Origin of the sequence: Novosphingobium sp. PhB57 (genome assembly GCF_004342985.1) — a bacterium.
GTDB lineage: Bacteria > Pseudomonadota > Alphaproteobacteria > Sphingomonadales > Sphingomonadaceae > Novosphingobium.
This window is the reverse complement of sequence record NZ_SMBO01000005.1, coordinates 72,038-97,279: the sequence shown is the minus strand read 5'-3', so window position 1 is coordinate 97,279 and position 25,242 is coordinate 72,038. Positions and strand designations below refer to the sequence as shown.

Here is a 25,242-nt window from a genome sequence, read left to right as displayed (position 1 = left end):
TTGGCCCGGCCAGACGATGTTAGAGTCGATCTGCGGGTTTTTGCGAATAGTGCGGCAAGGAAAATTAGCCGACATGCTAACCGATTCTTAATCCCTGTAGGGACAGGGTGCGATTCTCTTGGAGATTGCGCCATGCCGATTGCGGCACATTTTGAAGACAAGCCCACCGAGAACGGCCAGCAGGCCGGAAAGCCGCGCGCCACGCGCAAACGGCTGACGATCGAAACGCAGGGCTCCCTGCCTTCCGGCGTCGAGACTCCGGTCACCATCCACAACTTCTCCGAAACGGGTCTCCTGCTGGAAACGCGGGTGGACATGGAGATCGGCGAAGCGCTAGAGATCGACCTTCCGGAGGCCGGTATCACGCGCGCGCGGGTGGTCTGGGCCAGCGGACGGCTGTTCGGCTGCGCTTTCGATACGCCGCTACATCCTGCCGTCCTCAGCGCGGCACAGCTTCGCAGCGTCACGCAGGACTTCGAACTGGCGCCGCCGCCGCTCGTATCTGCTCCGGCCGCCATCGGCGGCGAGAGCTTCGGTGAGCGCCTGCATCGCCTGCGCAAGCTGCGCGGGCTGACCCAGGGCGAACTGGCCTCGCGGCTTGGCGTTTCCAAGCCGACCGTCTGGGCCTGGGAACAGGGCCGCGCACGCCCGATCGAGGAACGGCTGGACGCCATTGCCGAGGAACTGGGCGTCACGGCCGCCGAACTGCGCCCCGGCCGGACCGTAGCCGGATTGCCGGAACTCATCGCCCGCTGCCGCGAACAGATCGCCGCAGCCGTGGAGACGAGCCCCGACAAGATCAGGATCATGATCGAACTCTGAAATTTCCAGTCCTTGCCGGATTTGAGCGACGCTCTGCCCAGCCCTGTGCAGGAACAGGGTAAATGCGCTTTCCGACTCAATTCAGCGATGGTAAATACATCAATAACAATAACTTGAAATTCGAACTGTTAGATAACAGGGCTAACAATTCTTGTTGAGATTTATTGCAAGGGTCGCCGGAAAACGGAAGTTGTATGCTTGGAAGTGGTCATTTGAGCACTCTGACGTCTGCTAACGCAATCCGAATCACGGGCCCGATTTTCGTTGGATCGCTTTGCGGTCCCTCTGATCCGGGGCAATACCAAGATGGGCATGAATTTCACCGTTCAGGAAAGCTCCGCACTTTACGGGCTGCTGGCGGAAACGACCTCTGACGTCATCATCAAGACGGACCTTGCTGGTGTGATCGTCCATGCCTCGCCCGGCATTCGCAAGCTGGGCGTGCAGGTTCGCGCCGAGGCCGGTCCCCATCTGCTGGACCTTGTCGCCGCGCAGGGCCGGGACGCCGTGTCGCGGGCGCTGTCGGCCGCCATCGAGGGGCGGCAAGGCGCGCAATGGGTCGAATTTCCCGCCGTGACGCCTGATGCCCGCGAAAGCTGGTTCGAGATCCGCATCCGTCCGCTCACGGAAGAGGGCGGGGCGGTCTACGGCGTGCTGGCAGTGATGCGCTCCATCGACGAGCGCCGCAGCCTGCGCGAGCAGCTGTTCGCGGCGACTTACACCGACCCGCTGACCCAGCTGACCAATCGCGCCGCTTTCATCTCCATGCTCGAACACATGGTCGCGCAGGGGATGGAGGGGTGCCTGGCCATGTTCAGCATCGACTTCTTCCGCACGATCAACATGAAGCACGGCCAGACGACCGGGGACGAAGTGCTGCGCGTCTTCGCCGACCTGCTGCGCGAAATGCTGCGTTCGGACGACATCATCTCCCGGATCGGGTCGGAGCGCTTCGCCGTCCTGCTGCCGCGCACGAATACCGAACAGGCGCAGGCGATCTGCACCCGCGTGGTCACGACCCTGGCCGATTTGCGCCAGAAAGTGGGCGACAGCCGGCTGGCGATCACCACCAGCGGCAGCGTCGCGCGCATCGCCGACAGCATGGACAGCACCATCGAGCGCGCCGAACTGGCGCTGTTCTGCGCCAAGGCCAAGGGCCGCAATCGGCTGGAGATGGAAAAGCCCCGCCGCGTCTCCGCCTGAGGCTCAAGCGGAACCGAGCGTTCCGGGCCGGATCATTCCACCCGGTAGAAATCGATCACAACCTCTTCGGGATGGCGCACGCCGCGGGCGATGAACATCGTCTGCCGCAGCCAGGCGTGAGGCCCGTCGCGCACTTCGAAGCGCGGGGCGGTGCGGAAGTAGTAGCTGCCGGGATCGACCGGCTCCCCGCGCGCGATGCGCTCGCTCACATCGACGCTGGCCACCCGCACGCCCGCATTGCGCACGTCGATGATCGTCCCGTCGCTGGCCTGCAGCGCATAATGGGCATCGACCAGGGTGGAGCCGTCAGTGCCGATCGCCTGCCAGTCACCGCCGCCGGGCAGGACCACGCCTTCGAGATCCGGGCCGGAGACTGTGCCGCCGCTGATCGGCACGAAGCGGCGGCGGCGCCCTTCGACGATGCCGTGGTCGATCGGGTCGAGCAGTTCCACCCTTGCGGAAAAGGCATAGGCGAGGGTGGGTGCGGGGGCGGCAGGGCCAGTGCTCATGGCGCGCCTCCGGCCTTGATCCGGGCCTGCATGCCCTCCCAGTCGAACACCGGCGTGGCGGGGGTGTAGGTGCCGGTCAGCTTCAGCATGAGATACTTGCCCGCGCTCTTCAGGTATTCGTTGGAGCCGGCCATCGCCTGTTTCGCCGTATCAAGGGCCGGAGCTGCCGCCGCGCCGACATAAGTAAGGGCATTGATGGCATGGAGCCGCACCTGCCAGGGTCGATCTTCCGCGCAAAGGGCGATGAGCGCGGCCGCCGCTGTCTGGCTCGCGGCGGCCTGCGGCTCGCTCATGCGCGCCAGCGCCTCGCCCAGGGCGATGCGGACATGGGGCGATGTCTCCCGCGCCAGGGCAGCCAGCATCTCCGCCTCGGCCGGCGCGGCTTTCGAGCTGAGGATCAGCAGGCCCATGGCCGACCAGTAGCGCAGCACTTCGACCGGGCTCGTCAGCGAAGCGCGCAGCGAGGGCAGGCCCTCGATCCGGCCCATGGCGGCGGTGCGGGCGAGCGCCATGACCGTCTTGAGCGGATAGACGGCGGGATCGCGGCTTGCCTCCCATCCTTCGCCGACCATCGTCTCGGGCAGGAAGCCGTTGTCGTGGATCGCCAGCATGTGCGCGTCCAGCGCTTGGCTCAGCGTCTTGCGCAAGGCGCGGTGGGCAGGCTCTGCGGCGAGATTGTGCAGCTCCAGCGGATCCGCCTTGAGGTCGTAGAGTTCCTCGAAGACCTTGGGCTGGAAGAAACGCGCCTGGGCTTCGGTCAGCTTGCCGTCGAGATAGGCCTGCTCCCATTCTTGGTAGCCCTTGGCGAGCCATTCGAAGGCCTGGTGCTGGCCCAGCGGCCGGTGCGGCATGTAGTTGCGGATATAGCGCCAGCGGCCATCGGTGACGGTGCGCTGGAAGTCGATCCGCTCGTCCATGCGGTTGCGCATGCCGAAAGCGTACTTCTGCGGCGCGGCCTTGGGGCCGAGGAAGGCCTTCCCGGTCATCTGCGCGGGCTGCGCGGCCCCGGCCAGGGCCAGCACCGTGGGCGCAAGGTCGATGAAGCTGACCGGCGAGGCGATCTCGCTGCCCGGGCGGCCGGGCATCAGGTGCTGCCACTTCTCCGGGACATAGACCACCATCTCGCAGCGCAGGCCTTCGTCATAGCAGTAGCGCTTGGACCGGCCGAGGACGCCGCCATTGTCGGAATAGTGGAAGACGATGGTGTCCTCGCTCAGGCCGTCTGCCTCCAGCTCGGCAAGACGTTCGGCAAGCTCGCCGTCCATCTTTTCCATCAGGTTGTAGTAGCTGGCGAAGTCCTGGCGGATGCCGGGCGTGTCCGGCAGGAACGCCGGGACCTTGATCATGTCCGGCGTCACGCGGCCCTGGGTGGGCTTGAAGATCTTCGATTCGTGCGTGGTCTCGTAATTGAACACGGCCATGAACGGCTGGCTCTTGTCTTCGCGCGAGCGCCAGTGCGCGGCTTTGCCTTGTCCGTCCCAGATCGCCTGCGGATCCACGTCGCAATTGTAGTCGGTCTTGGCGCTGTTGGTGCAGAAATAGCCCGCGGCCCGCATCAGCTCGGGATATGTCCGGAATGCCTTCGGCAACTTGCCCACCGCGCGCATCTGGTTCGCCGGGGCGCAGCTTTCGGGATAGACCCCGGTGAGGATGCCGAAGCGCGACGGCGCGCAGACCGGGGCATTGGAATAGACGTTGCGGAACAGCAGGCCCCTGGCCGCCAGCCCGTCGATCGTGGGCGTATGGGCCAGCTTGTCGCCATAGGCGCCGACGTAGGGGTTGTTGTCCTCGCTGACGATCCACAGGATGTTGGGCCGCTGGACCGGCGCGGCGGCGCGGGCGGCGGTGCCCGTGGCCGCCAGCGTGGTGGCGCCGGCGATGGAGCCCAGGACGGCGCGGCGCGATACCACGGTCACTGGCCTGCGCTCCCGACCTGCTTCACCAATTCGTCCTTCAGCGGCGGGGTGTAGATCAGCGGCTTGCCTTCGGCCTGCGCCTTGAGCTTGGCCGGTCCATCGGGAAGGATCGGATCGAGCCGGTCGGTCGGATTCGGCTTGATGTACCACGATGCGGGGAAGTCCGCCGCGCGGCTGCCGTTCACGTCACGCCGCACCGCGCCGGTCGAGAGACGCGCGCCGTAGGGGATCATGTGCTTGCCGTCCCGGTTGGCGAGCTGGTCGTAGAGCGCGATGCGCAGTTCCTGCTTCTTCGCCGCCCACTTGGGATCGTCCACCAGGTTGTGCATTTCCTCAGGATCGCTCTTGAGGTCGTAGAGCTCGTCGGTGTCGTAGACGCCGTAGTACTGGATGTATTTCACCCGGTCCCGCTCGATGGCGAAAGTGCCCGGCGTCATGGGGAAGTTGTATTCCCAGTAGTATTCGTAAGTGAAGTCACCCGGCTTCCAGTCGCTCGGGGCCTGCTTGCCTGCCCAGAGGCCCCAGGCGCTCGTGCCTTCGAACTGCTGCGGGCGCTGGGCGCCTGCCACGTCGAGGAACGTCGGTGCGAAGTCGAGATTGCGGATGCGGCCGGGGTTGACCTTGTTGGCGGGCACGGTGCCCGGCTCCCACACCACCAGCGGCACGCGGATCGAGGCTTCGTAGGCGTTGCGCTTGTCGATCAGGCCATGCTCGCCGACCATGTAGCCGTTGTCGGAGGTGAACACGACCAGCGTGTCCTTCTCCAGGTGGTTCTTGCGCAGATAGTCCATGATCCGGCCGAGGCTGTCGTCGATCGCGGAGAGCGTGCCGTAGTAGTACTTGAGATATTCGGTCATCGGCACGTCGGCATTGTAGAAGAAGTCGATGCCGTGCCAGGAATTGCGCTGGTTCTGCACCCAGACCGGCTTGCCGGCGTTGTTCTCCGGCGTATTGGCGGCGCTGGCGGGCAGGGTGAACTTCGCCTTGTCGTACTGGTGGGCGTAGCGCGGCGGCGGCAGCGGGTCGGAATGGACGCCCTTGTGGCTGAGGTAGAGGAAGAAGGGCTTCTTCGGATCGCGCTCCTTCGTCAGCCAGTCCATCGCATAATTGGTCAGTTCGTCAGTGATGTAGCCCTTCTGGGGCACTTCCTTGCCGTCGACGTTGAGGTCGGGCGAGGAATGGGCGGTGGTCGCCTTGGCGGGCCAGTAATTGCCCTGGCCCATGAAGCTCACCCACTTGTCGAAACCGGGACGCGGCGCATCGGTGCTGCTGCCCATGTGCCACTTGCCGAAGAAGGCGGTGTCGTAGCCGGCCTGCTGGAGATAGCTGGGGAAATAGGTGAGCCCGGCTTCGGAACCGTCGTTGTTGTCGACGATACCGTGATTGCGCGCGGTCTGCCCGGTCAGGATCGTGGCGCGGCTGGGGCTGCAGAGCGAGGAAGTGACGACGGCGTTCGGAAAGTAGGTTCCCTCTTTCGCCATGCGGTCGATGTTCGGCGTCTTCAGCAGGCCGGGCTGGAGGAAGCCCATGCCGTCATAGCGCAAGTCGTCGACGAGGACGAAGATGATGTTGCGCGGGCGGGCTTCCTGCGTCGCGGGCGCGGCGGCAGGCGCCTTGGCCTGCGCGGCAAGCGGCGACAGTAGTACAAGTGCTGAAAGGGCTGGGGCGGCGAAGCAGGCGGCACCGGCAAGCGCGCGGGCGAGGAGAGCGGTTCTGGTCTTCATCGGGGTTCCTCGTCAGTAGACCCATTCGGTCTCGCGACCGTTGACGGTGGTCTTGCGGGTGAAGTGAAGTTTCCAGCGCGGATCGGGCAGGCCCGCGCGGAAACGCTCGATTTCGGCGGAGAGATCGGCCGCGCCTGCCGGGTCGGCGGCGGAGAGGTCGTTCATCTCGGCCGGGTCGCGGTTCAGGTCGTAGAGGTGGGAGGTCTTCCAGTCGTGCGAGACCCAGAGCTTGCGGGCGCCGCGCCGGGCGGCATAGACCGGCTCCTGCCCCCAGACGAGCAGACGGTCGGGATCGGGATGGCGGGCGGTTTCCACCAGGTCGCGTCCGTCCAGTTCGGCGGGCAGGGGGCTGCGGGGGGATGCCGCGTGAAGCACGGTGGCGGCGATGTCGACCGAGGAGACCGGGCTGTCGCTGATCCCCTGCGGCTTCAGACCCGAGGGCCAGGACAGCACGAAAGGCACGCGTACGCCGCCTTCGAGATAAGTGAACTTCCCCGAGCCCCAGGGATGGTCCGGGTTGCAGAAGCCGAAGCGGGTCGGGCAGCCGTTGTCGGAGAGAAACACGACTATGGTATTGTCGCGTAGCCCGCGTGATTCAAGACTGTCGAGAATACGGCCGATACCATCGTCCATCGCCGCGATCATGGCGATGTAGGTGCGGCGCACCGGATCCTTCACTTGCGGGAAGCGATCGTAATAGGCCTGTGGAACCTGCAACGGCCAATGCGGCGCGTTATAGGCGACATAGGTGAAGAAGGGGTTCTCCCGGTCCCCGGCGGAACGGTCGATGAAGTCCACGGCCCGGTCGGTGATCTGGTCGGTCAGGTAGCGGGTGAAATCGTCGGCAGGCCTGGCCTCCGGGCCTTCGACCATGGCGTGATTGCCGGTGCGCGGGGTGATCGGGTACTTGTCCGCCTTGGTGGGCGTGGTGACGATGCCCGGCGTCTTCGGATCGACGTAGTTGGTTTCGCCCGCGATGAAGCCGAAGAATTCGTCGAAGCCGCGTTCGGTGGGATAGAACTGTCGCTCCGCGCCCTGGTGCCACTTGCCGAAGGCGGCCGTGCGGTAGCCCAGCGGCTTCAGGCGCTCTGCCAGGGTCTTCTGGTCGACGGGCAATCCCGCGCCTTCGTCGCCTTCGTCGTTGATGTTGTAAGTGAAGCCGAAGCGCTGTGGCATTCGTCCGGTCAGCAGCCCCGCGCGGCTGACCGCGCAGACCGAGGCGGTGACATAGCCGCTGGAGAAGGCCACGCCGGTCTTCGCGATCCGGTCTATGTTCGGCGTCGGCACGTCGGCGCGGCCGTACGTGGAGACATCCGCCCAGTCGAGATCGTCGGCCAGGATGACGACGACGTTGGGGCGTCCGGCGGCAGGTCGTTGCGCCGAGGCAGTGTGGGTCGGCACGGCGTTCCTCGTGCAGCCGGACAGGCCGAGCAGGCATGTGCCTGCCAGCATTGCGGAAACGAGCGTGCGGTGCATCATTCTTCTCCTCCCGGTGTCCTGCCGCAGCCGGCGACGGTGGCGGGCTGGCCGGGATCGACGGATGGCTGGCCTTCGCACCAGGGGTAGCGCGTGGGATCGAGCGGGCCGTCGTGGGTATCGGCCAGAACCTTGCGTAGGGCCGCGTAATGACGCGCGGCCTCGCCCTTGCGCTGGGCGGCGGGCACTTCGGTCTCGACGCCGGAAACCGGGTCCATCGCCACGAAGCGACCGTCTCCGTAAAGCTTCCACCGGGCGTCGAAAGCGAAGCGCTCCGGCTTGAACAGCCACATCGGCGCATAGTGCATGAAGATCGCACTGCGCGCGGCGCTCGCCTTGCCTGCGATGACCGGCCACTGGCTCACGCCGTCGACCTTGCCAGCAAGGGCGGGCTGTCCGGTCATGTCGGCGAAAGTGGGCAGCAGGTCTGTGAAATCGACCAGCGCCTCGCTCGCCTTGCCCTTGGGAATGCCCGGACCCCAGGCGATGAAGGGGACGTGGGTACCATTGATGGTGGTCGCCCCCTTGCCGCCGCGAACCGCATGACCATCGCGCATGGAGGTGATCTGGCGGTTGGTGCCGTTGTCTCCAGTGAAGATGACGATAGTGTTCCGGTCCAGCCCCTCCGCCTTGAGGCGCGCCATCAGGTCTCCCACCAGCCGGTCCATGTAGGACACCATGCCGTTGAAACGGTCGGCAGCCCCTTCGGCGGTCATCGAATCCGGGGTCTGCACCCAGGGATTGTGGACCAGGACCATCGGGTAATAGAGGAAGAACGGCTTGTCCTTGTGGCGCGAGATGAAGTCCAGTGCCTTCCTGCTATCGAAATCGGGACCGAAGCCTTCCTCGCTGATCTTCGGCGTGCCGTTGGCGGCGCGGGTCGGCCCCCAGTAGCGCGAGCCTTTGGGCGTCAGCGCCTGGAGCTGCCACAAGTAGCTTTCGTCGAACCCGGCGGCCTCGGGCGTGATGCCGGTGCGGCCGTCGAAGCCGTTGCCCATGAGCTGCCATTTGCCGACGATGCCGGTGACGTAGCCCGCCTCCTTCATGACATTGCCGAAGGTGCGCTGGCCGGGGGCGAGGTAGGAGAAGGCCTCGTAATTGCGCCAGTTCTCCTGCCCGGTCATCAGCCGCACGCGCGAGGGTGAGCAGAGCGGCATGGCGTGGGCGTTGTCGAAACGGGTGCCTTCGGCGGCGAGCCGGTCGACATGGGGCGTGTGGTATTCGCCGCCATAGGCATTGATGCCTTCCACGCCGAAGTCGTCGGCCAGGATCAGGATGATGTTGGGCGGGCCGGACGTGCGCGCAGCCGGAGCGGGGGCGCTGGCAGGAGCCGCAGCCAGTACGGCGGGCCGGGCGAGCGCGGGCGGGATCCCGCCGATCATGGTGCTCAGGGCGAGCGCGGCGAGTGCCGGGGCAAACCGCGCCTTCACTTTGGTTCCTCCCCGGCGGGGGCAGCCGTGCGGTCGCCGCTGCCGTCGAACATCTCGCGGTAGCGGAAGGGCTTGGGCGCCTCGGCCAGCGGCGGATCGGAATATTTGCGCGCCTCCGACCACCAGAGCGCCTGGAGTTCCTTGAGCTTGGCGGGCATTGCGGCGGCCAGGTCGTGGTTTTCCGCCGGGTCCGCTTCGGTATCGAAGAGCTGCCAGACGTCCTTGGCGAAATCGCCGTCGCGCGGGTGGACCGCCAGGGCCCGCCACTTGCCCTGGGTGATGGCCCGGTTGCCGCGCAGTTCGAAATACTGGACGGTGCGGGCGGCAGGCGCGGATGCATTGGCGATCGTCGGCAGGATCGACTTGCCCGCCACCGCGATTTCCGCGCGCCCCGCGACCGCCCTGGGGAAGGCGGTACCGGCCGCAGCGGCCAGGGTGGGGGCGATGTCCACTGCGTCTACGTACTGGCTGCGGACCTGCCCGCCGTCGTGAATGCGGCCGGGCCAGCTCACCACCATCGGCGTGCGCACGCCGCCGAGCTGCGGCCAGATCTTGTAGCGCTTGTACGGGGTGGAACCGAGGTAGGCCCAGGGGCGCTGGTATTCGCTTTGCGTCTTGTCCGTGCCGAGTTCGTCGAGGCGGGCCAGCATCTGTTCGGGGGTCAGGGTATTGGGCCGGTACATCCGGTCGAACGAACCCTTCTGCCCGGCTTCCGACGCCGCGCCATTGTCCGAGACCAGGATGATGAGCGTATTGTCGAACTGCCCGGTGTCCTTGAGGTGCTGGACCAGCCGCCCGATCTGCTCGTCGGTATGGGTGATGAAGCCGGCGTAAGTGGCCATGAAGCGGGCGAAGACGGTCTTTTCGGCAGGCGTCAGGTCCGCCCAGGCGCGGTCGCCGTCGGCGCGGGGGGACAGTTCCGCCTGGGGCGGCATGATGCCCATCAGCTTCTGGCGCGCCAGACGGCCGTGCCGCAGGGCGTCCCAGCCCTTTTCATAGATCCCGGCGTAAGCGTCTATATAAGCCTTGGGCACCTGGATCGGCGCATGGGCGGCGCCGAAGGCGAGGTAGACGAATTGCGGCTGCGCCGGGTTCGCAGAGAGCGCCTTGATCGCGTGGTCGGTGATGTCGACCGAGAAGTGGTAGCCGGGCCGGTCGGGCTTGGGGAGCGTGCGGTTCCCCTCAATCAGGTCCGGGTGGTACTGGTCGGACCAGCCCAGGAAGAAGCCGTAGAAATCGTCGAAGCCGCGCTGGAGCGGCCACGAGCCGTTATGTCCGGGCGATCCGTCCTCGTCCTCGGGGGCGAGGTGCCACTTGCCGTAGCCATGGGTGGCGTAGCCGGCGCGGTGGAGAACCTGGGCGATGGTGCTGGCGTTCTGCGGCAACTCGCCCCGGTCGCGCGTCATGTCCGCGGGGTTGAGCACTTTGGCGGGCAGGTCGGCCATGCGCACGGTCTGCGGGTTGCGCCCGGTCAGCAGTGCGGCGCGGGTGGGGGAGCAGACCGCCTTGGTGTCGAAGTGGTTGTAGCGCAGCCCGCCAGCGGCGAGGGCATCGATGTTGGGTGTGCGGATTTCCGAACCGAAGGCGCCGATGTCCGAGAAGCCCGTATCGTCCAGCACGATCAGCACGATATTGGGGCGCGTCTGGGCCGAAGTCGGGGCCGGAGCGGCTGCGGATGCCGGTGCCTTGGCAAGACCCGGCTGCGACGCGAGCGATCCGGCGACGATCAGGGCGGCGGTACAGGCCAGGCGAGTCATGCGATTCAGCTTCGACATTGGGTTCCTCATCCTGTTGTTCCGGTGCGTCCGGTCGCCCGGCGTCCTATGCGTGAAAGCAGTCTCAGGCCCTGGCGGCAATCGCGTCGGCAAGCGGGTCGGCTGTAGGGGCGGCGATGGCGCGGCCGTAGCCCCTCAGGCCCAGCAGCAGGGCCGCCACCGACAGGGGCGAAGCCACGGCGCAGACGATGGTGATGGCGTTGGGCAGGGCGGCGGGATCGCCGTACCAATAGTCGGTGACCAGCGCGATCGCGAAGGGGCCGCCGGCGGCGCCGATCAGGTTCACCATCAGCATGTAACCCGCCGATATCGACGCGCGCATCCGGTTCGGGGTGATCTCCTGAAGCGCGGCCAGGCCGCCGCCGAAATTGAACCCGGCCAGGAAGTTCATCGCGCCGATCAGCGCCAGCGAGAGCGACGCATTGGCCGCCTGCGGGAAAAGCGTGGTGACCGGGATCAGCGCCACGAAGCCGAACAGGGCGACCAGCAGGTTGGCGCGCTCGAACCCGCGGCGGCGCAGGGCGGCTGCGGCGAATCCGCCTGCCAGCGTGCCGCTGACGCCGCAGACTGCGGTAATGAGGCCGTAGATGCCGCCGATCTCTGCAGTCGTCAGCCCGTATTTGCGTTCGAGGAAAGCGGGGATCCAGGCACCGGTGGCGTTGCCCACCAGGATCATCAGGGCAAAGCCGCAGCTTATGCCGAGGTAGGCCTGCCAATGGCGCACGACATGGGCGGCCAGTTCGGAGAAGGGCGGGCTTGCCGCAGCGGCGGTGCCGTTGAGGCCCATGCGGACGGGCTCGCGCACCAGCAGCATGGCGCCGGAAAGCACGATGCCGGGAATGCCGAGCATCAGGAACACCAGGTGCCAGCCCTTCACCGCGCCGATCACCGGCAGCAGGACCACGCTGCCCGGCGGCACGACGCTGGCCAGGAAACCGCCCAGAATGAGGGCAGCGGCGCCGCCGACGTAGATACCCATCTGATAGACACCCATGGCCGCGGCGAGGCGCTCCTTGGGGAAATAGTCGGCCAGGATCGAATAGGCAGCGGGGCTGAGCCCGCCTTCACCGGCACCCACGCCGATCCGGGCCACGAACAGCGTTCCGAAACTACGCGCAAAGCCGCAGAGGGCGGTGGCGATGCTCCAGATGAACACGGCGCCCGCCACGATGTTGCGGCGGTTTGCCCGGTCCGCCAGCCGCGCGACGGGAATCCCGACCAGCACGTAGAACATCGTGAAGCTGAGGCCGTAGAGCAGGCTCATCGCCGTGTCGGAGGCCTGGAGGTCTTCCTTGATCGGCTGGACGAGGAGGGCGAGCGCCTGGCGGTCCACGAAGGCCAGCGTGTTCGCCGCTGCCAGCATCCCGGCAGCGAACCACGCCCGTTTCGGCGAAGGCCACTGGCGGCCGTCGCTTTCGCACTGTTCCCTCACGATCCCCTCCACTTGGTATGGCCCGTCTTTCTCAGCGGCCGATATTTAACGCTAAAACAGCAAGTGTGTCCGAAGATGTCAACAGGGTAATTGCGCAGCTCCCTAATGAAGGCCGGGCTGGCTGTTGCACGAAGGACACGCCCCGCTGCTCGTCGTATCCGTCGCCGGACAGCAATGCACGGAAACGCGCCGCTTTCGCGCCAGCCACAGAGAAAAGCCGATATTAGCGGTAAAATAAATCGTTGACACCGGCCGGGCGGTTGGAGTTTAGCGTTACATGGATCAGGTGATTCGAACCCGGCGCGAATGTCCAGAAGTCCTGGGCAGCAAAGATGCCGGGAACCCAAGTGGAGGGGAAAAGCATGTCTCTGAAGACCATTTTTGGTGCGTCTACCGTTTCCGTCACCGCGCTCGGCGCCGCCATCATGTGGGCCGCACCCGCCATGGCGCAGGATGTCGCCGCGCCTGACGGCACCATGCCCGGCGATATCGTCGTTACCGCGCAGAAGCGCGCCGAGCGCCTCCAGGACGTGCCGCTGGCCGTCACTGCGGTGAGCGCCGACATGCTGGCTGCGCGCCAGATCAACGACACCACCTCGCTGGTCACCGCCATTCCCTCGCTCTCGTTCCAGCAGGGCGCCAACCCCACCAACACCAGCTTCCGCATCCGCGGCATCGGCACGGCCCTGTTCGGGCAGGGCGTCGAATCCTCGGTCTCGGTGGTTGTCGACGGCGTCGTCGCCGTGCGCTCGGCCCAGGGCTTCTCGGAACTCGCCGACATCGAGCGCATCGAAGTGCTCCGCGGCCCGCAGGGCACGCTGTTCGGCAAGAACGCATCCGCCGGCGTCATCAGCGTGACCACTGCGCGCCCGTCCGACACGTTCGAGGGCAAGGGCGAAATCACCATTGCCGAGCATAACGAATATCGCGCGCGCGGCACCGTGTCCGGCCCCATCACCGACACCCTGCGCGCCCGCGTCTCCGGCTTCTACAGCGACGTCCAGGGCGTGACGCGCAACATCGGCACTGACAAGTGGGTCAACGGCTCCAAGAGCTGGGGCGTGCGCGGCAAGCTGGAATGGGAAGCCACGCCCAACCTCACCTTCCTGCTCGCCGGCGAATACAAGAAGACCGACGCGGATTGCTGCGCCTCGACGCTGATCTCCATCGTCAACCCGGTGCTGCAGCAGGTCGTCGGCCCGATCGACGCCAGCCGCAAGAACCGCACGATCAACGAAGACACCGACACTTACGCCAACAGCAAGTCGCAGACCTATTCGCTGCAGGCCGACTGGGACCTCGGCGCCGCGTCGATCACCTCGATCACGGCCTACCAGAAGTACGATCTGGAAGTGAACCAGCCGATCGACCGCATCAACGCCACTTCGCCGCTCTATCTGGGTACGGCCGCTTTCGCGCCCTATACCTTCTGGAACCAGAACCACGGCATCGTCGACCTGAGCGCCTGGTCGCAGGAACTGCGCATCGCCAATAACGGCAAGTCGGACCTCAATTACGTCGTCGGTGCGTTCTACATGCACAGCGACATCCTGCGTCCCTTCGACCGCCGCCGTGCCCGCTGCACCGCCGGCATCGTCGGCCAGCCTTGCGCCACCACCAATATCGTGTGGCAGTCCGCCGAGAGCCGCATCCGCCTGAAGCAGGACAGCATCGCCGCCTTCGGCCAGGCCGACTATCTCATCGTCGGCGGGCTTCGCGCCATCGGCGGCATCCGCGTCCAGTACGAAAAGGGCACCAATAGCGGCACCCGCACCGCCCCGATCGTCGCCGGAGACATGGTGTTCCCGGGCAATGCCAGCACCAGCGGCAGCTTCTCGGCCCACGACACCGCCGTTACCGGCAAGGCCGGTTTGCAGTACGAGTTCAGCCGCAATGCGCAGGTCTATGCGACCTATACCCGCGGCTACAAGGGCTTGGGCTACGAGATGGAAATCTCGGCCAACCTCGCCAACCAGTCCGCGATCCAGCCCGAGCACGTCAACGCCTATGAAATCGGCTTCAAGGGCAGCACGTCCGACCGTACGCTGACGTTCTCGGCCGCGCTGTTCCAGGCGGACTATTCGAACCTGCAGGTCCAGGCCAACCGTTCCGACCCGACCACCGGCGTCATCCAGTTCGTGACCACCAATGCCGGTTCGTCGCGCAGCCGCGGCTTCGAAATCGAAGCGACGATGCGTCCCTCGGACTCGTTCTCGGTCAATGCCGGCGTCACGTACGCGCAGTCGCGCATCAATATCGACGGCCTGAACTGCCCGCTGCAGCTGCAGGCTGCCGCACCGGTGATGACCGGCACGCCGATCAACGTGTGCTACCGCACCGCCCCCGGCGCGACCCCGCAGCAGAACCTGCGCGATCGTCCGCTCCAGGCGAGCCCCGACTGGCGCATCACCCTGTCGCCGCGCTACGACTACGAAGGCGACAAGTTCAGCGCCTTCGCACAACTGGGCGTGAACTTCACCAGCGCGCAGTACTTCACCTCGGAACTCGATCCGCTGACGCGCCAGCCGTCCTACACGCTGGTCGACGCCACGGTCGGCGTTGCCACGCCGGACAAGCGCTACAGCATTTCGGTCTTCGTGAAGAACCTGTTCGACACCAACTACCTGACCAGCATCGGCCACAACTCGCTGATGTCCACCACGGCCAACCCCTACGATCTGGTCGGCACCTACAACAAGGACTCCAGCCGCTACTTCGGTGCGACCTTCGGCGCCCGTTTCTGAGACCCACCTTGGGCCGGGCGCCAGCGCCCGGCCGCTTCTTGAAGGATCGCGCCTTGGATCGACGCAAATTCCTGGCCTCCAGCGCCGCCGCCGCGGCAGCCTGTTCGGCGCCGGCCGCCATGGCCGCGGGGAAGCGCCGCCCGCGCAACGTCGTCGTGATCCTCTGCGACGATCTCGGCTACGGCGATCTTGGCATGACCGGCGCCCGCGGCATCGCCACGCCGAACATCGACGCCATGGCCCGCGAAGGGCTGACCTTCTCCGAATTCTATGCCGCCGCCAATTTGTGCACGCCCTCGCGGGCGGGCCTGCTCACCGGACGCTATCCCGTGCGGACCGGCCTTGGCGACAAGGTCATCCTCTACAACGACGACCGCGTCCTGCCGAAATCCGAAGTGACCATAGCCGAGGCGCTCAAGCCCGCCGGCTATGCGACCGGCCTGTTCGGCAAGTGGCACCTCGGCCATCGCGGACCGGACTGGCTGCCCACGCACCACGGCTTCGACCGCTTCGTGGGCATCCCCTATAGCCACGACATGAGCCCTCTGGTGCTGGTGCACGCCGAGGCCGGGCGCGAGGCCGTGCAGGCGCCTGTCGAGATCACGCCGCTTCAGCAGATCTTCTGCGAGGAGGCCGAGAAATTCATCACCGAGAACGCCGCAAGGCCGTTCTTCGTGGAACTGGCGCTCAGCGCGCCGCACTTGCCCTGCCGTCCGCCCGCGCCCTTCGCGGGCCGCTCGAACGCGGGAGCTTACGGCGATTCCGTGGAGGAAGTGGACGACAAGGTCGGCCGCATCCTTGCCCTGCTGCGCAAGCTGAAGATCGACCGCGAGACGCTGGTGCTGTTCACCTCCGACAATGGACCCTGGTACGAAGGGTCGAGCGGCCCCCTGCGCCAGCGCAAGGGCGGCGGCGGCTACGACGGTGCCAGCAAGGTGCCGCTGATCGCCTGGTGCCCAAGTTCGATCTCCGCTTCCGGCCACAGCGATGCGATCGCCATGGCCATCGACTTTCTCCCCACCTGCTGCGCGCTCGCCGGCGTCGCCCTCCCCGACGCGGAACTGGACGGAAAGGACATTTCCTCCGTCCTGTTCGGCGGCGCGCAGCAGTCTCCCCATGAGGAACTTGTCCTGTTCAACAATGAAGACCCGGTGGCGATCCGCACGCAGCGCTGGAAATACGTCTCCGGCGACTACTTCCTGGCCGGCTTCCGGCCCACCGATCCCAAGTACCCGCAGCTCTACGACCTGAACGCAGACCCCGCCGAGAACTACAGCGTGGCCGACCGCCACCCGGATGTCCTTGCCGACATGCGCGGCCGTCTTGCTGCCGCCCGCACCCGCTTCGCGCCGTTCAAGCGCGGCCCGGTGGCCGTGACTTCGGGAACTTTCCATGACTGATATTGCCCCCGCTTCCCTCGACACCGTCGATCCCCTCGCCATCGATGCCAAGGCCCAGGCCTGGGTGGAGCGCACCCGCGACGCGATGAGCACCGAGGAGAAGATCGGCCAGCTCTTCGTCTTCTCCACCTCGCAGGACAGCCGCGAGGAACTGGCGCCGCTGCTTGCGCTGAAGCCCGGCGGCATCAACCGCTTCCCCCGGCGCGACCTTGCCGCCTTCCGTGAGGCGACGATGTTCACGGTCGAAAGCGCCAGCGTGCCGCCGATCTTCACCGGCGACATCGAGGGCGGCACTATCAGCTATCCCTTCGCCACTGCCGTGCCCAATATCATGGGGCTGGCCGCCTGCGACGATCTGGCCACGACCGAGGCGGTCGCCCGCCTCGTCGCGCGCGAGAGCAGGGTGCTGGGCTACGACTGGTCGTTCGGCCCGGTGGTGGACATCAACGAGGCGTTCCGCAGCGCAATCGTGGGCACCCGTTCCTTCGGCTCCGACCCTCAAAGGGTGCTGGCGCAAGCCGGCGCCTATGCCCGCGTCCTTCAGGAAGAGGGCGTGGCCGCCTGCCTCAAGCACTGGCCGGGCGACGGTTTCGATGAGCGCGACCAGCACCTCGTCACCAGCGTCAACCCGCTCTCGGTGGAGGAATGGCATGCGCTCTACGGCCGCATCTACGGAACGCTGATCCGGGCCGGGGTCATGACGGTGATGTCCGCGCATATCGCCTTCCCCGCCTATATCCGTTCGCGCCTGCCCGATGCCGGCAGGGAAGCCTTCCAGCCTGCGACCGTCTCGCGCCTGCTCAACCAGGACCTGCTGCGCGGGGAACTGGGCTTCAAGGGCCTCATCATCTCCGACGCCACCGGCATGGGCGGGCTCACGGGCTGGATGGAGCGCGCCGAGACGGTGCCCACCGTGATCGAGAACGGCTGCGACATCTTCCTGTTCAGCCGCGCGCCCGAGCGGGACTACGGCTTCATGCTGGACGGTCTGCGCAAGGGCCTGCTGTCGGAAGCGCGGCTGGAGGAGGCGGTCACGCGCATCCTCACGCTCAAGGCGAAGCTGGGGCTGCACTTGCGCGAGCCTTCGGAGCGGCTCATGCCGCTGGCCGAGATGCAGGCGGCGCTTCAGGCCCCCGCAGACCTTGAAACGGCCCGCGCCGCGGCGGGGCAGAGCGTCACTCTGGTCAAGGACGTGCAGGACCTCCTGCCGCTCGATCCCGTGAAGCACCGCCGGGTCGTGGTGATCGAGGAGGAGGGCTTCAGCTTCTGGGACGGCTCGCTCGATCGCGGCTATGGCCCTGTGTTTGCCGAGCTGGAACAGCGCGGTTTCGAGGTGCGCAGGTTCGATCCCGAGATGATGCCCTCGCGTGAGGACACCGACCTCGTCCTCTATCTGGTCGGGCAGGAAGCGACGCCCAGCGCCTCGCGCATCTTCCTCGATTTCGCGAAGCTGCACGGCAACAACCGCAAGGCGATGACGCAGTATTCGCGCGAAATCCCGACGCTGATGGTCTCCTTCGGCCAGCCCTATTACCTGTTCGATGCGCCGCACATGCAGACATGCGTGAACGCCTATAGCGCGATCGAGCCGGTGCAGCGCGAAACGGTCCGCCGCCTGACCGGCGAGGCACCGTTCACCGGCGTCAGCCCGGTCGATCCGTTCTGCGGCCTCGAACAGCTCAAGTGGTGAGGGCGGTATGAGCCAAGGCGAGATGACCCAAGGCGCCAACGACCAGCGTTCGCAGCTTGAAGCGCTCTACGCCGCGATGGCGCCGCAGGGCCTCCAGCCCTTGTGGGAGAGCCTTCATGCACTGGTCCTGACGGAACCCCGCTCGCCCGCCAGGCCCTGGTGCTGGGACTATGCGGAGACCCGCAGCTTCCTGATGCGGGCCGGCGACATCATCAGCGCCGAGCAGGCCGAGCGCCGGGTGCTGATCATGGAGAACCCCGGCCTGGCGGGCCAGGCGGCGATCACACCCAGCCTCTATGCCGGACTTCAGCTGATCCTGCCGGGCGAAGTGGCGCCCTGCCACCGCCATGCGCAGAACGCGCTGCGCTTCGTCATGGAAGGCAGCGGTGCCTTCACCGCGCTCGACGGCGAGAAAGCGGTGATGGAGCAGTTCGACCTGGTGCTGACGCCGGCCTACCAGTGGCACGATCACGGCAATGACGGCGATGCGCCGATGATCTGGCTCGACGGCCTGGACATCCCGACCGTGCGCCTGTTCGATGCCAGCTTTGCCGAGCGCCTCGGCTCTGCGGCCCATCCCGAGACGGCCACACCGGGCGACACTCTGGCGCGCTACGGCCACAACATGCGCCCGATGCGCGGCAGCGCGGCAGACCGGCGACCGGCAGGACGGCCGCTGTTCCACTATCCTTATGCCGACTGGCGCCCCGCGCTCCAGTCGCTGGCGACCGGGGGCGAGATCGACCCGCACTTCGGCCACGCGCTGGAATTCACCAATCCCGCCGACGGCGGCCCGGTGCTCTCCACCATCTCCGCCCATGTCCGGCTGCTGCCCGCAGGCTTCGAGAGCCGCACCCGCCAGGCGACGGACGGCACCGTCTTCGTCGTCTGCGAAGGTACGGGCGAACTGCGGCTGGGCGAGGAAACCATCGCCCTGAAGCCCAGGGACGTGGTGGTGGTGCCCTCCTGGGTGCCGCACCGCTTCCTCGCCGCGACCGAGCTGGTCCTGTTCGCCTATTCCGACAAGGCTTCGCAAGTGAAGCTCGATCTCTACCGGGAGTTCAACCATTGACTTATCTGTTCGACCCGCTGCCGCCCGTCCTTGCGAAGACCAGCGACGGTCACGACTATCCGGTCCGCCGGGTGTTCTGCATCGGCCGCAACTATGCCGACCATGCCAAGGAAATGGGCGTCGAGGTTGACCGCGAGGCGCCGTTCTACTTCACCAAGTGGGCGGAGACCGTGATCCCCAGCGGGTCGGTCATGGCCTACCCGCCGTCGACGGCGAACTTCCATTACGAGGCCGAACTGGTCGTCGCCATCGGCAAGGGCGGGCGCAGCATCGCCGCGGCCGACGCCCTGGACCACGTCTACGGCTATGCCACCGGGCTCGACATGACGCGCCGTGACCTCCAGCTGGAAGCGCGGGCCAAGGGCCGCCCCTGGGATGCCGGCAAGAACGTGGAGGAATCCTCTCCGCTCGGCCTGATCCATCCCATCGCCGAAACCGGCCCGCTGAACGAAGGCGCGATCCGCCTGACGGTGAACGGCGAAGTCAGGCAGGAGGCAGACCTTGCCGAGTTGATCCACCCGGTTGCGGATCTCATCGCCTTCCTCTCGAACGCCTACCGCCTGGAGCCGGGCGACCTCATCTACACCGGCACGCCCGCCGGCGTGGGCGCAGTGGTGCCGGGCGACGAAATCGTCATTTCGGTGGCCGGCCTCAGCGATACCGTGGTGAAGGTGGGGCCGCCGGCCGGTGCCTGACCCGCTGGTCCTCCACACGTTCTGGCGGTCGTCCTCTTCGTGGCGCGTGCGCATCGCGCTCGCTCTCAAGGGGCTGGACTGGAGCGGGCGCACCTATCGGCTGCGCGCGGGCGAACAGCGCGCGCCGGAATACCTCCAGCTCAACCCACAGGGCCTCGTACCCAGCCTGGAAGTCGGTGGTGCGGTGCTGACGCAGAGTCTCGCCATCTGCGAGTATCTCGACGAGATCCGGCCCGATCCGGCGCTGCTTCCGGCAGATCCGCTGGAACGCGCGAAAGTCCGCGCCGCGGCCCAACTGATCGCCTGCGAAGTGCATCCCCTCCAGAACCTCAAGGTGCTCGACATGCTGCGCGCGCGCGGTCTGGACGAGGAATCCGTGACCGGGTGGGCGCGCGAAGTGATCGAGACCGGGCTGGAAGCCTTCTCCGCGACGATTGCGGCGAACGAAGGCCCTTATTGCTTCGGCGCGCAAGTCACGCTGGCCGACATCTGCCTCGTGCCGCAGCTCGGCAATGCGCGGCGCTTCGGCGCGCGGTTCGACTTTCCGAGGATTGCGGAAGTGGAAGCTGCCTGCAACGCCCTGCCGGCATTTCAGGTTGCCGTCCCGTCCCGTCAGCCGGACGCGGAGTAGTATCGATACCTTAGGGCGACCGCTCGACCTCCTCCTCCCGAGCCGGTTGCCCATGCGGCGGTGGACGCAAGTCCGCCGCCGCCTTTTTATCTGTCCTGCCGCTTATCCGTCTTTGGGAGGCACGCCGACCGAATTGCGCTCGATCACGGTGAAGTCCACGTAGCTGGCCTCCACCGCGGCGCTTTTCCCGCCTTCTTCGCGCAAGATGCTGACGAGGCGCTCGGTGGCCCTTTCGGCGATGAGCGCCAGCGGCTGGCGCACGGTCGTCAGCGCAGGCCAGATCTTCACGGCGATCGGCGTATCGTCGAAGCCGATGATCGAGACGTCGCCGGGCACGGACAGGTTGTTGCGCAAGGCCACGTTGACGAAGGCCGCGGCCATATCGTCGTTACCGGCGATCACCGCCGTCACGCGGCGGTCGTCTATGAGCACGCGCTGTGCCAGATCGAGCCCGGCATCGAAGGTCGGGCGCGCCTCCCAGACCAGGCTCATGTCGGGAATGACGCTCTGTTCGCCCAGCGCGCGCAAATAGCCGCGCAGTCGCGAAACCGCCACCAGCGCGCCGGGCAGGGTGACGAAGCCGATCCGGCGGTGGCCCTTTTCCAGCAGGATCCGCGTCACTTCGTAAGCGGCCTGTTCGTCATCGATCCGCACGCAGTCCATGTTACGGAGATCGCCGCCGGGCGCCAGGGCGATCATCGCGGTATCGTGACGCTCCGGAATGCCCGCGGCGCTGACCATTTCGCAGAGCGGCGGCGGCAGCAGCAGCCCGTCCAGCCCGGTCTTCAGGAAAGCCTCCACGCCGCCGACCGGATCGGCCAGGTCGTAGGAGTTGATGATGAGCTGCGCGCCCAGGCGCGAGGCGGCCTTGAGCGAGCCGACCAGAATCGCGCTGAGCAGGGCGCTTTCGGTATCGCTGTGGACCAGCCCGATCCGCAGGGTGGCGGCGCTGGCCAGGGCCCGCGCGGCGCTGTTGGGCGTGTAGTTGAGCGCCTTCACGGCCTTGAGCACGGCATCGCGGGTGTCGGCATGGACGACCGGCCGGTTGTTCAGCACGTTGGAGACGGTCATCGTCGATACGCCTGCCAGCTCGGCCACTTCGGCAATCGTGGGGCCGCCGCCGCCGCGCCGTCGTTTTCGAGGGGTCGTACCGCTTGTCATAATCGCCCCTGTCATAGGTTCCGGCCGCAATTTGGCAAGGATGTGCCCGGCCGATGCGATTTGGTTCGAATTGACCAACAACTGCGTTGACAATCCCGGGAATACGGCTAGTTGTAGCGCTAAATATTCGCTTGTCCATTGCCTTTCGGGTCGCACCAGAAAGGCGCCGCACGAACGGCGCCGGGCAAGACAAGAATACAGGGATGGGGACTATGCTGCAGACCGCGAAGGATGCCGCGCTGAAGATGGCGCCGGAGATGACGGTTCCCGATCCGGTTTTTGATCCGGTTCCCGATCCTGATGGTGGCAGCTGGCCCCCCGCGCGCGAAGCCTGGACGGCGGCGATCCTGCTCATGCTGGCCTATACCCTGGCCTTCGTTGATCGCCAGGCGCTGGCGCTGCTCGTGCAGCCGATCAAGGAAGACCTCGGCGCCTCCGACACGGCGATGAGCCTGCTCTACGGGTTGAGCTTCACCCTGTTCTACGTGATCGTCGGTATCCCGGTGGCCTGGCTGGCAGACCGGTCCAACCGCCGCAACATCATCGTCGTGTCGATCTTCGTCTGGAGCCTCGCCACCGCGGCCTGCGGCATGACCCGCAGCTACGGCGGCCTCTTCGCCGCGCGCGTCGCGGTGGGCACCGGGGAGGGGGGACTGAGCCCTGCCGCCTACTCGATCCTGGCGGACTATTTCCCGAAGAACCGGCTGGCGCTGGCCATGGGCGTCTACAACATGGGCGTCTACCTCGGCGGGGCCGGTGCCCTGATCCTGGGCGGGCTGATCGCCGGGGCGGTGCCGCCGTCCTCGGAAATCGCCATACCGGTGCTGGGGACGATGAAAGGCTGGCACATCATCTTCCTGGCGCTCGGCATTCCCGGCGCGCTGCTGTCGCTGGCGATGCTGTTCGTGCGCGAACCCGTTCGCCGTGGCGGCGTGCCGAAACTCGCGGAGCCGGCCGGGCATGAGAATCCCGGACGGAAGGGAAGCGCAAGCGTGGCCCAGCTGTTCGGCCAGCTCTCCGCCCACGGACGCGCCTACTTCGGCATCATCGTCGGCTTCGCGCTCATGATCTTCGTGGGGAACGGCACCGGCGCGTGGATCCCGGCCTTCCTCGAACGCTCCTACGGCATGTCGATTTCGCAGATCGGCGCCTCCTATGGCTGGATGGTGTTCTTCTGCGGTACGAGCGGCGCGCTCTGCGGCGGCTTCGCCGGCTCCTGGCTGCAAAAGCGCGGAGTGGTGAACGGCAACCTCCTGGCCGCGGTGATCGGGTTCACCGCGCTCATTCCCCTGACGATCGGTTTCCCGCTCATGCCGACGGCCGGGCTCGCGCTGGCGGGTGTGGGCGGCATGAACTTCTTTGCCGGCTTCAACTTCGGCGGCGGACTGGCCACGCTCCAGTCGCTGACCCCCAACCGCATGCGCGCGCAAGTCTCGGTGATCTACATGCTGGCCATCAACCTGGTCGGCTCGACCCTGGGGCCGACTTCGGTGGCTCTGGTTACCGACATGGTCTTCGCCGATCCTTCGCGCCTGGGCCTGTCGATCTCCATCGTCTGCGCCGTGGCCTCGCCGCTGGCGCTGGCGGCGCTGCTGTTCGGCATGTCCGGCCTGCCGCGCCGGGAGCGCGCGGCATGAAGGGGCGGCGGACCAAGGGCCTGCTCGGCGGCCTAGTACTGGCGGCGCTCTGCTGCGGATCGGCGCAGGCGGCCGAATGGCGCGACCTGAACCACAACGGGCAGAAGGACCCTTACGAGGATCCCGAAGCCCCGATCGAGCGCCGCGTCGAGGACCTGCTCGGCCGGATGACGCTGGAGGAGAAGACCGGCACGCTGGCGCATGGCACGCTTCCGGGCGCCGGGCTGACGCCGGGGGCGGCGATCGGCATTTCCGCCGGCGGCTACGACATGGCCAAAGTCCGCGACCTGGTGGGCCGGGATCACATGTCCAGCTTCATCACCCGGCTGGACCTGCCCCCCGCCCAGTTCGCCGAGCAGAACAATGCCGTCCAGCGCGCGGCAGAGGAGAGCCGCCTCGGCATTCCGGCCACGATCAGCACCGATCCGCGCAACCATTTCCAGGCGGTTGTCGGCGCCAGCACACGCGGCAAGGGCTTTTCCGCCTGGCCGGAGACGCTCGGCTTCGCAGCGCTGCGCGACGAGGCGCTGGTGCGGCGCTTCGGCGCGGCGGCGGCGCGCGAATATCGCGCCGTGGGCATCCACATGGCGCTTTCCCCGCAGGCCGACATCGGCGTGGAGCCGCGCTGGCCGCGCATCACCGCCACCTTCGGGTCCGATCCGTCGCTCGTGTCGCGCATGGCCGGGGCTTATGTGGAAGGCTTCCAGGGCGGACGGGACGGGGTGACGCACAGCGGCGTCGCCACCATCGTCAAGCACTGGGTTGGCTATGGCGCCGCGACAGAGGGCTATGACGGGCACAATTACTATGGCCGCAACGTCACGCTCGACAACCGCGAACTGGCCGAGCACATCCGCGCCTTCGACGGCGCCCTAACCGCTCACAGCGCGGGCGTGATGCCCACTTACGTCGTGCTGCACGGCGTGACGCTGGACGGAAAGCCGGCCGAGCCGGTGGGGGCCGGTTTCAGCAAGCCGTTGCTGACCGGGCTGCTGCGCGGCGGCAAGGGGTTCGACGGGCTGATCGTCTCCGACTGGTCGATCACGCGCGATTGCCCGGAACGCTGCTCGGCGCCGAGCGCCGAGGCACCGCAGATGCCCGGCGCGATCGGCATGCCCTGGGGCGTGGAGGGGCTGACCGTGGTGCAGCGCTTCGCCAAGGGCATCGATGCCGGGCTCGACCAGTTCGGCGGCATCGACAGTCCCGATCCGATCACCCAGGCGGTGAAGCAGGGGCTGGTGAGCGAGGCGCGGATCGACGAATCCGTGCGCCGGGTGCTGCGCCTGAAGTTCGAACTCGGCCTGTTCGACCAGCCTTTCGTCGATCCCCGCCGCGCGGAGCAAGTGCTGGGCGATCCTGCCGTGAAGGCCGAGGCCGACGCTGCCCAGCGCGCCAGCCAGGTCCTGCTTCGGAACGAAGGCGGTATCCTGCCGCTGCGCCGCGGCGCGCGGGTCTGGCTGCAGGGCCTCGATCCCGAGGCGGCACGGGCGGCCGGGCTGGAAGTGGTGACGCGGCTGGAGGATGCCGATGCGGCCATCGTTCGCAGCGCGGCGCCGTTCGAGACGCTTCACCCTTATCACTTCTTCGGATCGCGCCAGCATGAAGGCAGGCTCGAATTTCGCGATACCGATCCGGATATGCAGGCGATCCGGACCGCGGCGTCCCGGGTTCCGGTCGTCGTCGCAATCGAGATGGACCGCCCCGCCGTGCTGACGGCGATGATCCCCCATACGCGGGCCATTCTCGCGACCTTCGGCGCCAGCGATGCCGCCGTCTCGGACGTTGTCGCCGGAAAAGCCCGGGCGCGCGGGCGCCTGCCCTTCGACTTGCCCCGCTTTCCGGTCACCACCGCAAGCAGGACCGCGGGGGACAAGCCCCTCTATCCGCGCGGGAGCGGCCTCGGCGCGGCGCCTGGGGACTGACCA

18 protein-coding genes are annotated in these 25,242 nt (G+C 66.8%); 10 read left to right on the top strand and 8 right to left on the bottom strand.

The window, feature by feature from the left end; translation table 11 throughout:
• The first annotated feature begins 132 nt into the window (after positions 1-132).
• Together EDF58_RS15870 and EDF58_RS15865 are read left to right on the top strand one after the other, a co-directional pair.
• Complete coding sequence (locus EDF58_RS15870; RefSeq protein WP_132267356.1) at positions 133-822, top strand: helix-turn-helix transcriptional regulator; 690 nt, start codon at positions 133-135, stop codon at positions 820-822.
• Positions 823-1,134: 312 nt separating this feature from the next.
• Positions 1,135-2,025 carry a sensor domain-containing diguanylate cyclase gene (locus EDF58_RS15865; RefSeq protein WP_243654302.1) on the top strand — a complete coding sequence of 297 codons (891 nt, stop codon included), beginning with the start codon at positions 1,135-1,137 and terminating at the stop codon, positions 2,023-2,025.
• A gap of 32 nt (positions 2,026-2,057) precedes the next feature.
• On the opposite strand, the gene EDF58_RS15860 is transcribed toward EDF58_RS15865, so the two are convergent.
• The 7 genes from EDF58_RS15860 to EDF58_RS15830 form a co-directional block, all read right to left on the bottom strand.
• A complete protein-coding gene (locus tag EDF58_RS15860; protein ID WP_132267353.1) occupies positions 2,058-2,534 on the bottom strand; it encodes a DUF3237 domain-containing protein in 477 nt (158 codons plus the stop codon).
• Positions 2,531-4,450, bottom strand: a complete 1,920-nt coding sequence (locus EDF58_RS15855; protein WP_132267352.1) for a sulfatase — start codon at positions 4,448-4,450, stop codon at positions 2,531-2,533. Before EDF58_RS15855 ends, EDF58_RS15860 begins: the two co-directional genes overlap by 4 nt.
• Positions 4,447-6,174, bottom strand: coding sequence for a sulfatase (locus EDF58_RS15850; RefSeq protein WP_132267350.1), 1,728 nt, complete (start codon positions 6,172-6,174; stop codon positions 4,447-4,449). The genes EDF58_RS15855 and EDF58_RS15850 overlap by 4 nt, the downstream gene beginning before the upstream one ends.
• A 12-nt stretch (positions 6,175-6,186) precedes the next feature.
• The gene (locus EDF58_RS15845) at positions 6,187-7,650 is read right to left on the bottom strand and encodes a sulfatase-like hydrolase/transferase (protein WP_132267870.1); all 1,464 of its coding nucleotides are present in this window, start codon (positions 7,648-7,650) and stop codon (positions 6,187-6,189) included.
• Positions 7,650-9,080: a sulfatase-like hydrolase/transferase gene (locus EDF58_RS15840; protein WP_132267349.1), complete on the bottom strand. Its 1,431-nt coding sequence runs from the start codon at positions 9,078-9,080 to the stop codon at positions 7,650-7,652. The genes EDF58_RS15845 and EDF58_RS15840 overlap by 1 nt, the downstream gene beginning before the upstream one ends.
• On the bottom strand, positions 9,077-10,855 hold the full coding sequence (locus tag EDF58_RS15835) for an arylsulfatase (RefSeq protein ID WP_243654301.1): 1,779 nt from the start codon (positions 10,853-10,855) through the stop codon (positions 9,077-9,079). The genes EDF58_RS15840 and EDF58_RS15835 overlap by 4 nt, the downstream gene beginning before the upstream one ends.
• Before the next feature lie 64 nt (positions 10,856-10,919).
• On the bottom strand, positions 10,920-12,287 hold the full coding sequence (locus tag EDF58_RS15830; protein WP_243654300.1) for an MFS transporter: 1,368 nt from the start codon (positions 12,285-12,287) through the stop codon (positions 10,920-10,922).
• Between the two features lie 362 nt (positions 12,288-12,649).
• Between EDF58_RS15830 and EDF58_RS15825 the strand changes: the two genes are divergently transcribed.
• Genes EDF58_RS15825 through maiA form a run of 6 tightly spaced genes read left to right on the top strand, consistent with a single transcriptional unit; the run spans position 12,650 to position 20,519 of the window.
• Positions 12,650-15,031: a TonB-dependent receptor gene (locus EDF58_RS15825; protein WP_132267347.1), complete on the top strand. Its 2,382-nt coding sequence runs from the start codon at positions 12,650-12,652 to the stop codon at positions 15,029-15,031.
• A gap of 53 nt (positions 15,032-15,084) precedes the next feature.
• Positions 15,085-16,431 (top strand): sulfatase, encoded by a 1,347-nt coding sequence (locus EDF58_RS15820; RefSeq protein WP_243654299.1) that lies wholly within the window; start codon positions 15,085-15,087, stop codon positions 16,429-16,431.
• Entirely contained in the window at positions 16,424-18,121 is a 1,698-nt protein-coding gene (locus tag EDF58_RS15815) for a glycoside hydrolase family 3 N-terminal domain-containing protein (protein ID WP_132267345.1), read from the top strand. The genes EDF58_RS15820 and EDF58_RS15815 overlap by 8 nt, the downstream gene beginning before the upstream one ends.
• Before the next feature lie 7 nt (positions 18,122-18,128).
• Positions 18,129-19,193, top strand: a complete 1,065-nt coding sequence (gene gtdA / locus EDF58_RS15810; RefSeq protein WP_207913021.1) for a gentisate 1,2-dioxygenase — start codon at positions 18,129-18,131, stop codon at positions 19,191-19,193.
• A complete protein-coding gene (locus tag EDF58_RS15805) occupies positions 19,190-19,888 on the top strand; it encodes a fumarylacetoacetate hydrolase family protein (RefSeq protein WP_132267344.1) in 699 nt (232 codons plus the stop codon). Before gtdA ends, EDF58_RS15805 begins: the two co-directional genes overlap by 4 nt.
• On the top strand, positions 19,881-20,519 hold the full coding sequence (maiA, locus tag EDF58_RS15800; RefSeq protein ID WP_132267342.1) for a maleylacetoacetate isomerase: 639 nt from the start codon (positions 19,881-19,883) through the stop codon (positions 20,517-20,519). The genes EDF58_RS15805 and maiA overlap by 8 nt, the downstream gene beginning before the upstream one ends.
• A 102-nt stretch (positions 20,520-20,621) precedes the next feature.
• Here the strand turns inward: maiA and EDF58_RS15795 are convergent, their stop codons facing one another.
• The gene (locus EDF58_RS15795) at positions 20,622-21,680 is read right to left on the bottom strand and encodes a LacI family DNA-binding transcriptional regulator (protein ID WP_132267340.1); all 1,059 of its coding nucleotides are present in this window, start codon (positions 21,678-21,680) and stop codon (positions 20,622-20,624) included.
• A 212-nt stretch (positions 21,681-21,892) separates the two neighbouring features.
• Here EDF58_RS15795 and EDF58_RS15790 point away from each other — a divergent pair, with 212 nt between their 5' ends.
• Both EDF58_RS15790 and EDF58_RS15785 read left to right on the top strand, forming a co-directional pair.
• Positions 21,893-23,317 carry an MFS transporter gene (locus tag EDF58_RS15790; protein ID WP_243654298.1) on the top strand — a complete coding sequence of 475 codons (1,425 nt, stop codon included), beginning with the start codon at positions 21,893-21,895 and terminating at the stop codon, positions 23,315-23,317.
• Positions 23,314-25,239, top strand: coding sequence for a glycoside hydrolase family 3 N-terminal domain-containing protein (locus tag EDF58_RS15785; RefSeq protein ID WP_132267338.1), 1,926 nt, complete (start codon positions 23,314-23,316; stop codon positions 25,237-25,239). Before EDF58_RS15790 ends, EDF58_RS15785 begins: the two co-directional genes overlap by 4 nt.
• The last annotated feature ends 3 nt before the right edge of the window (positions 25,240-25,242 follow it).

Coding starts and splice junctions, on each gene's coding strand:
- EDF58_RS15870 (WP_132267356.1), top strand. CDS start 133: ATGCCGATTGCGGCACATTTTGAAGACAAGCCCACCGAGAACGGCCAG.
- EDF58_RS15865 (WP_243654302.1), top strand. CDS start 1,135: ATGAATTTCACCGTTCAGGAAAGCTCCGCACTTTACGGGCTGCTGGCG.
- EDF58_RS15860 (WP_132267353.1), bottom strand. CDS start 2,534: ATGAGCACTGGCCCTGCCGCCCCCGCACCCACCCTCGCCTATGCCTTT.
- EDF58_RS15850 (WP_132267350.1), bottom strand. CDS start 6,174: ATGAAGACCAGAACCGCTCTCCTCGCCCGCGCGCTTGCCGGTGCCGCC.
- EDF58_RS15845 (WP_132267870.1), bottom strand. CDS start 7,650: ATGCACCGCACGCTCGTTTCCGCAATGCTGGCAGGCACATGCCTGCTC.
- EDF58_RS15835 (WP_243654301.1), bottom strand. CDS start 10,855: ATGTCGAAGCTGAATCGCATGACTCGCCTGGCCTGTACCGCCGCCCTG.
- EDF58_RS15825 (WP_132267347.1), top strand. CDS start 12,650: ATGTCTCTGAAGACCATTTTTGGTGCGTCTACCGTTTCCGTCACCGCG.
- EDF58_RS15815 (WP_132267345.1), top strand. CDS start 16,424: ATGACTGATATTGCCCCCGCTTCCCTCGACACCGTCGATCCCCTCGCC.
- gtdA (WP_207913021.1), top strand. CDS start 18,129: ATGAGCCAAGGCGAGATGACCCAAGGCGCCAACGACCAGCGTTCGCAG.
- EDF58_RS15795 (WP_132267340.1), bottom strand. CDS start 21,680: ATGACAAGCGGTACGACCCCTCGAAAACGACGGCGCGGCGGCGGCGGC.
- EDF58_RS15790 (WP_243654298.1), top strand. CDS start 21,893: ATGCTGCAGACCGCGAAGGATGCCGCGCTGAAGATGGCGCCGGAGATG.
- EDF58_RS15785 (WP_132267338.1), top strand. CDS start 23,314: ATGAAGGGGCGGCGGACCAAGGGCCTGCTCGGCGGCCTAGTACTGGCG.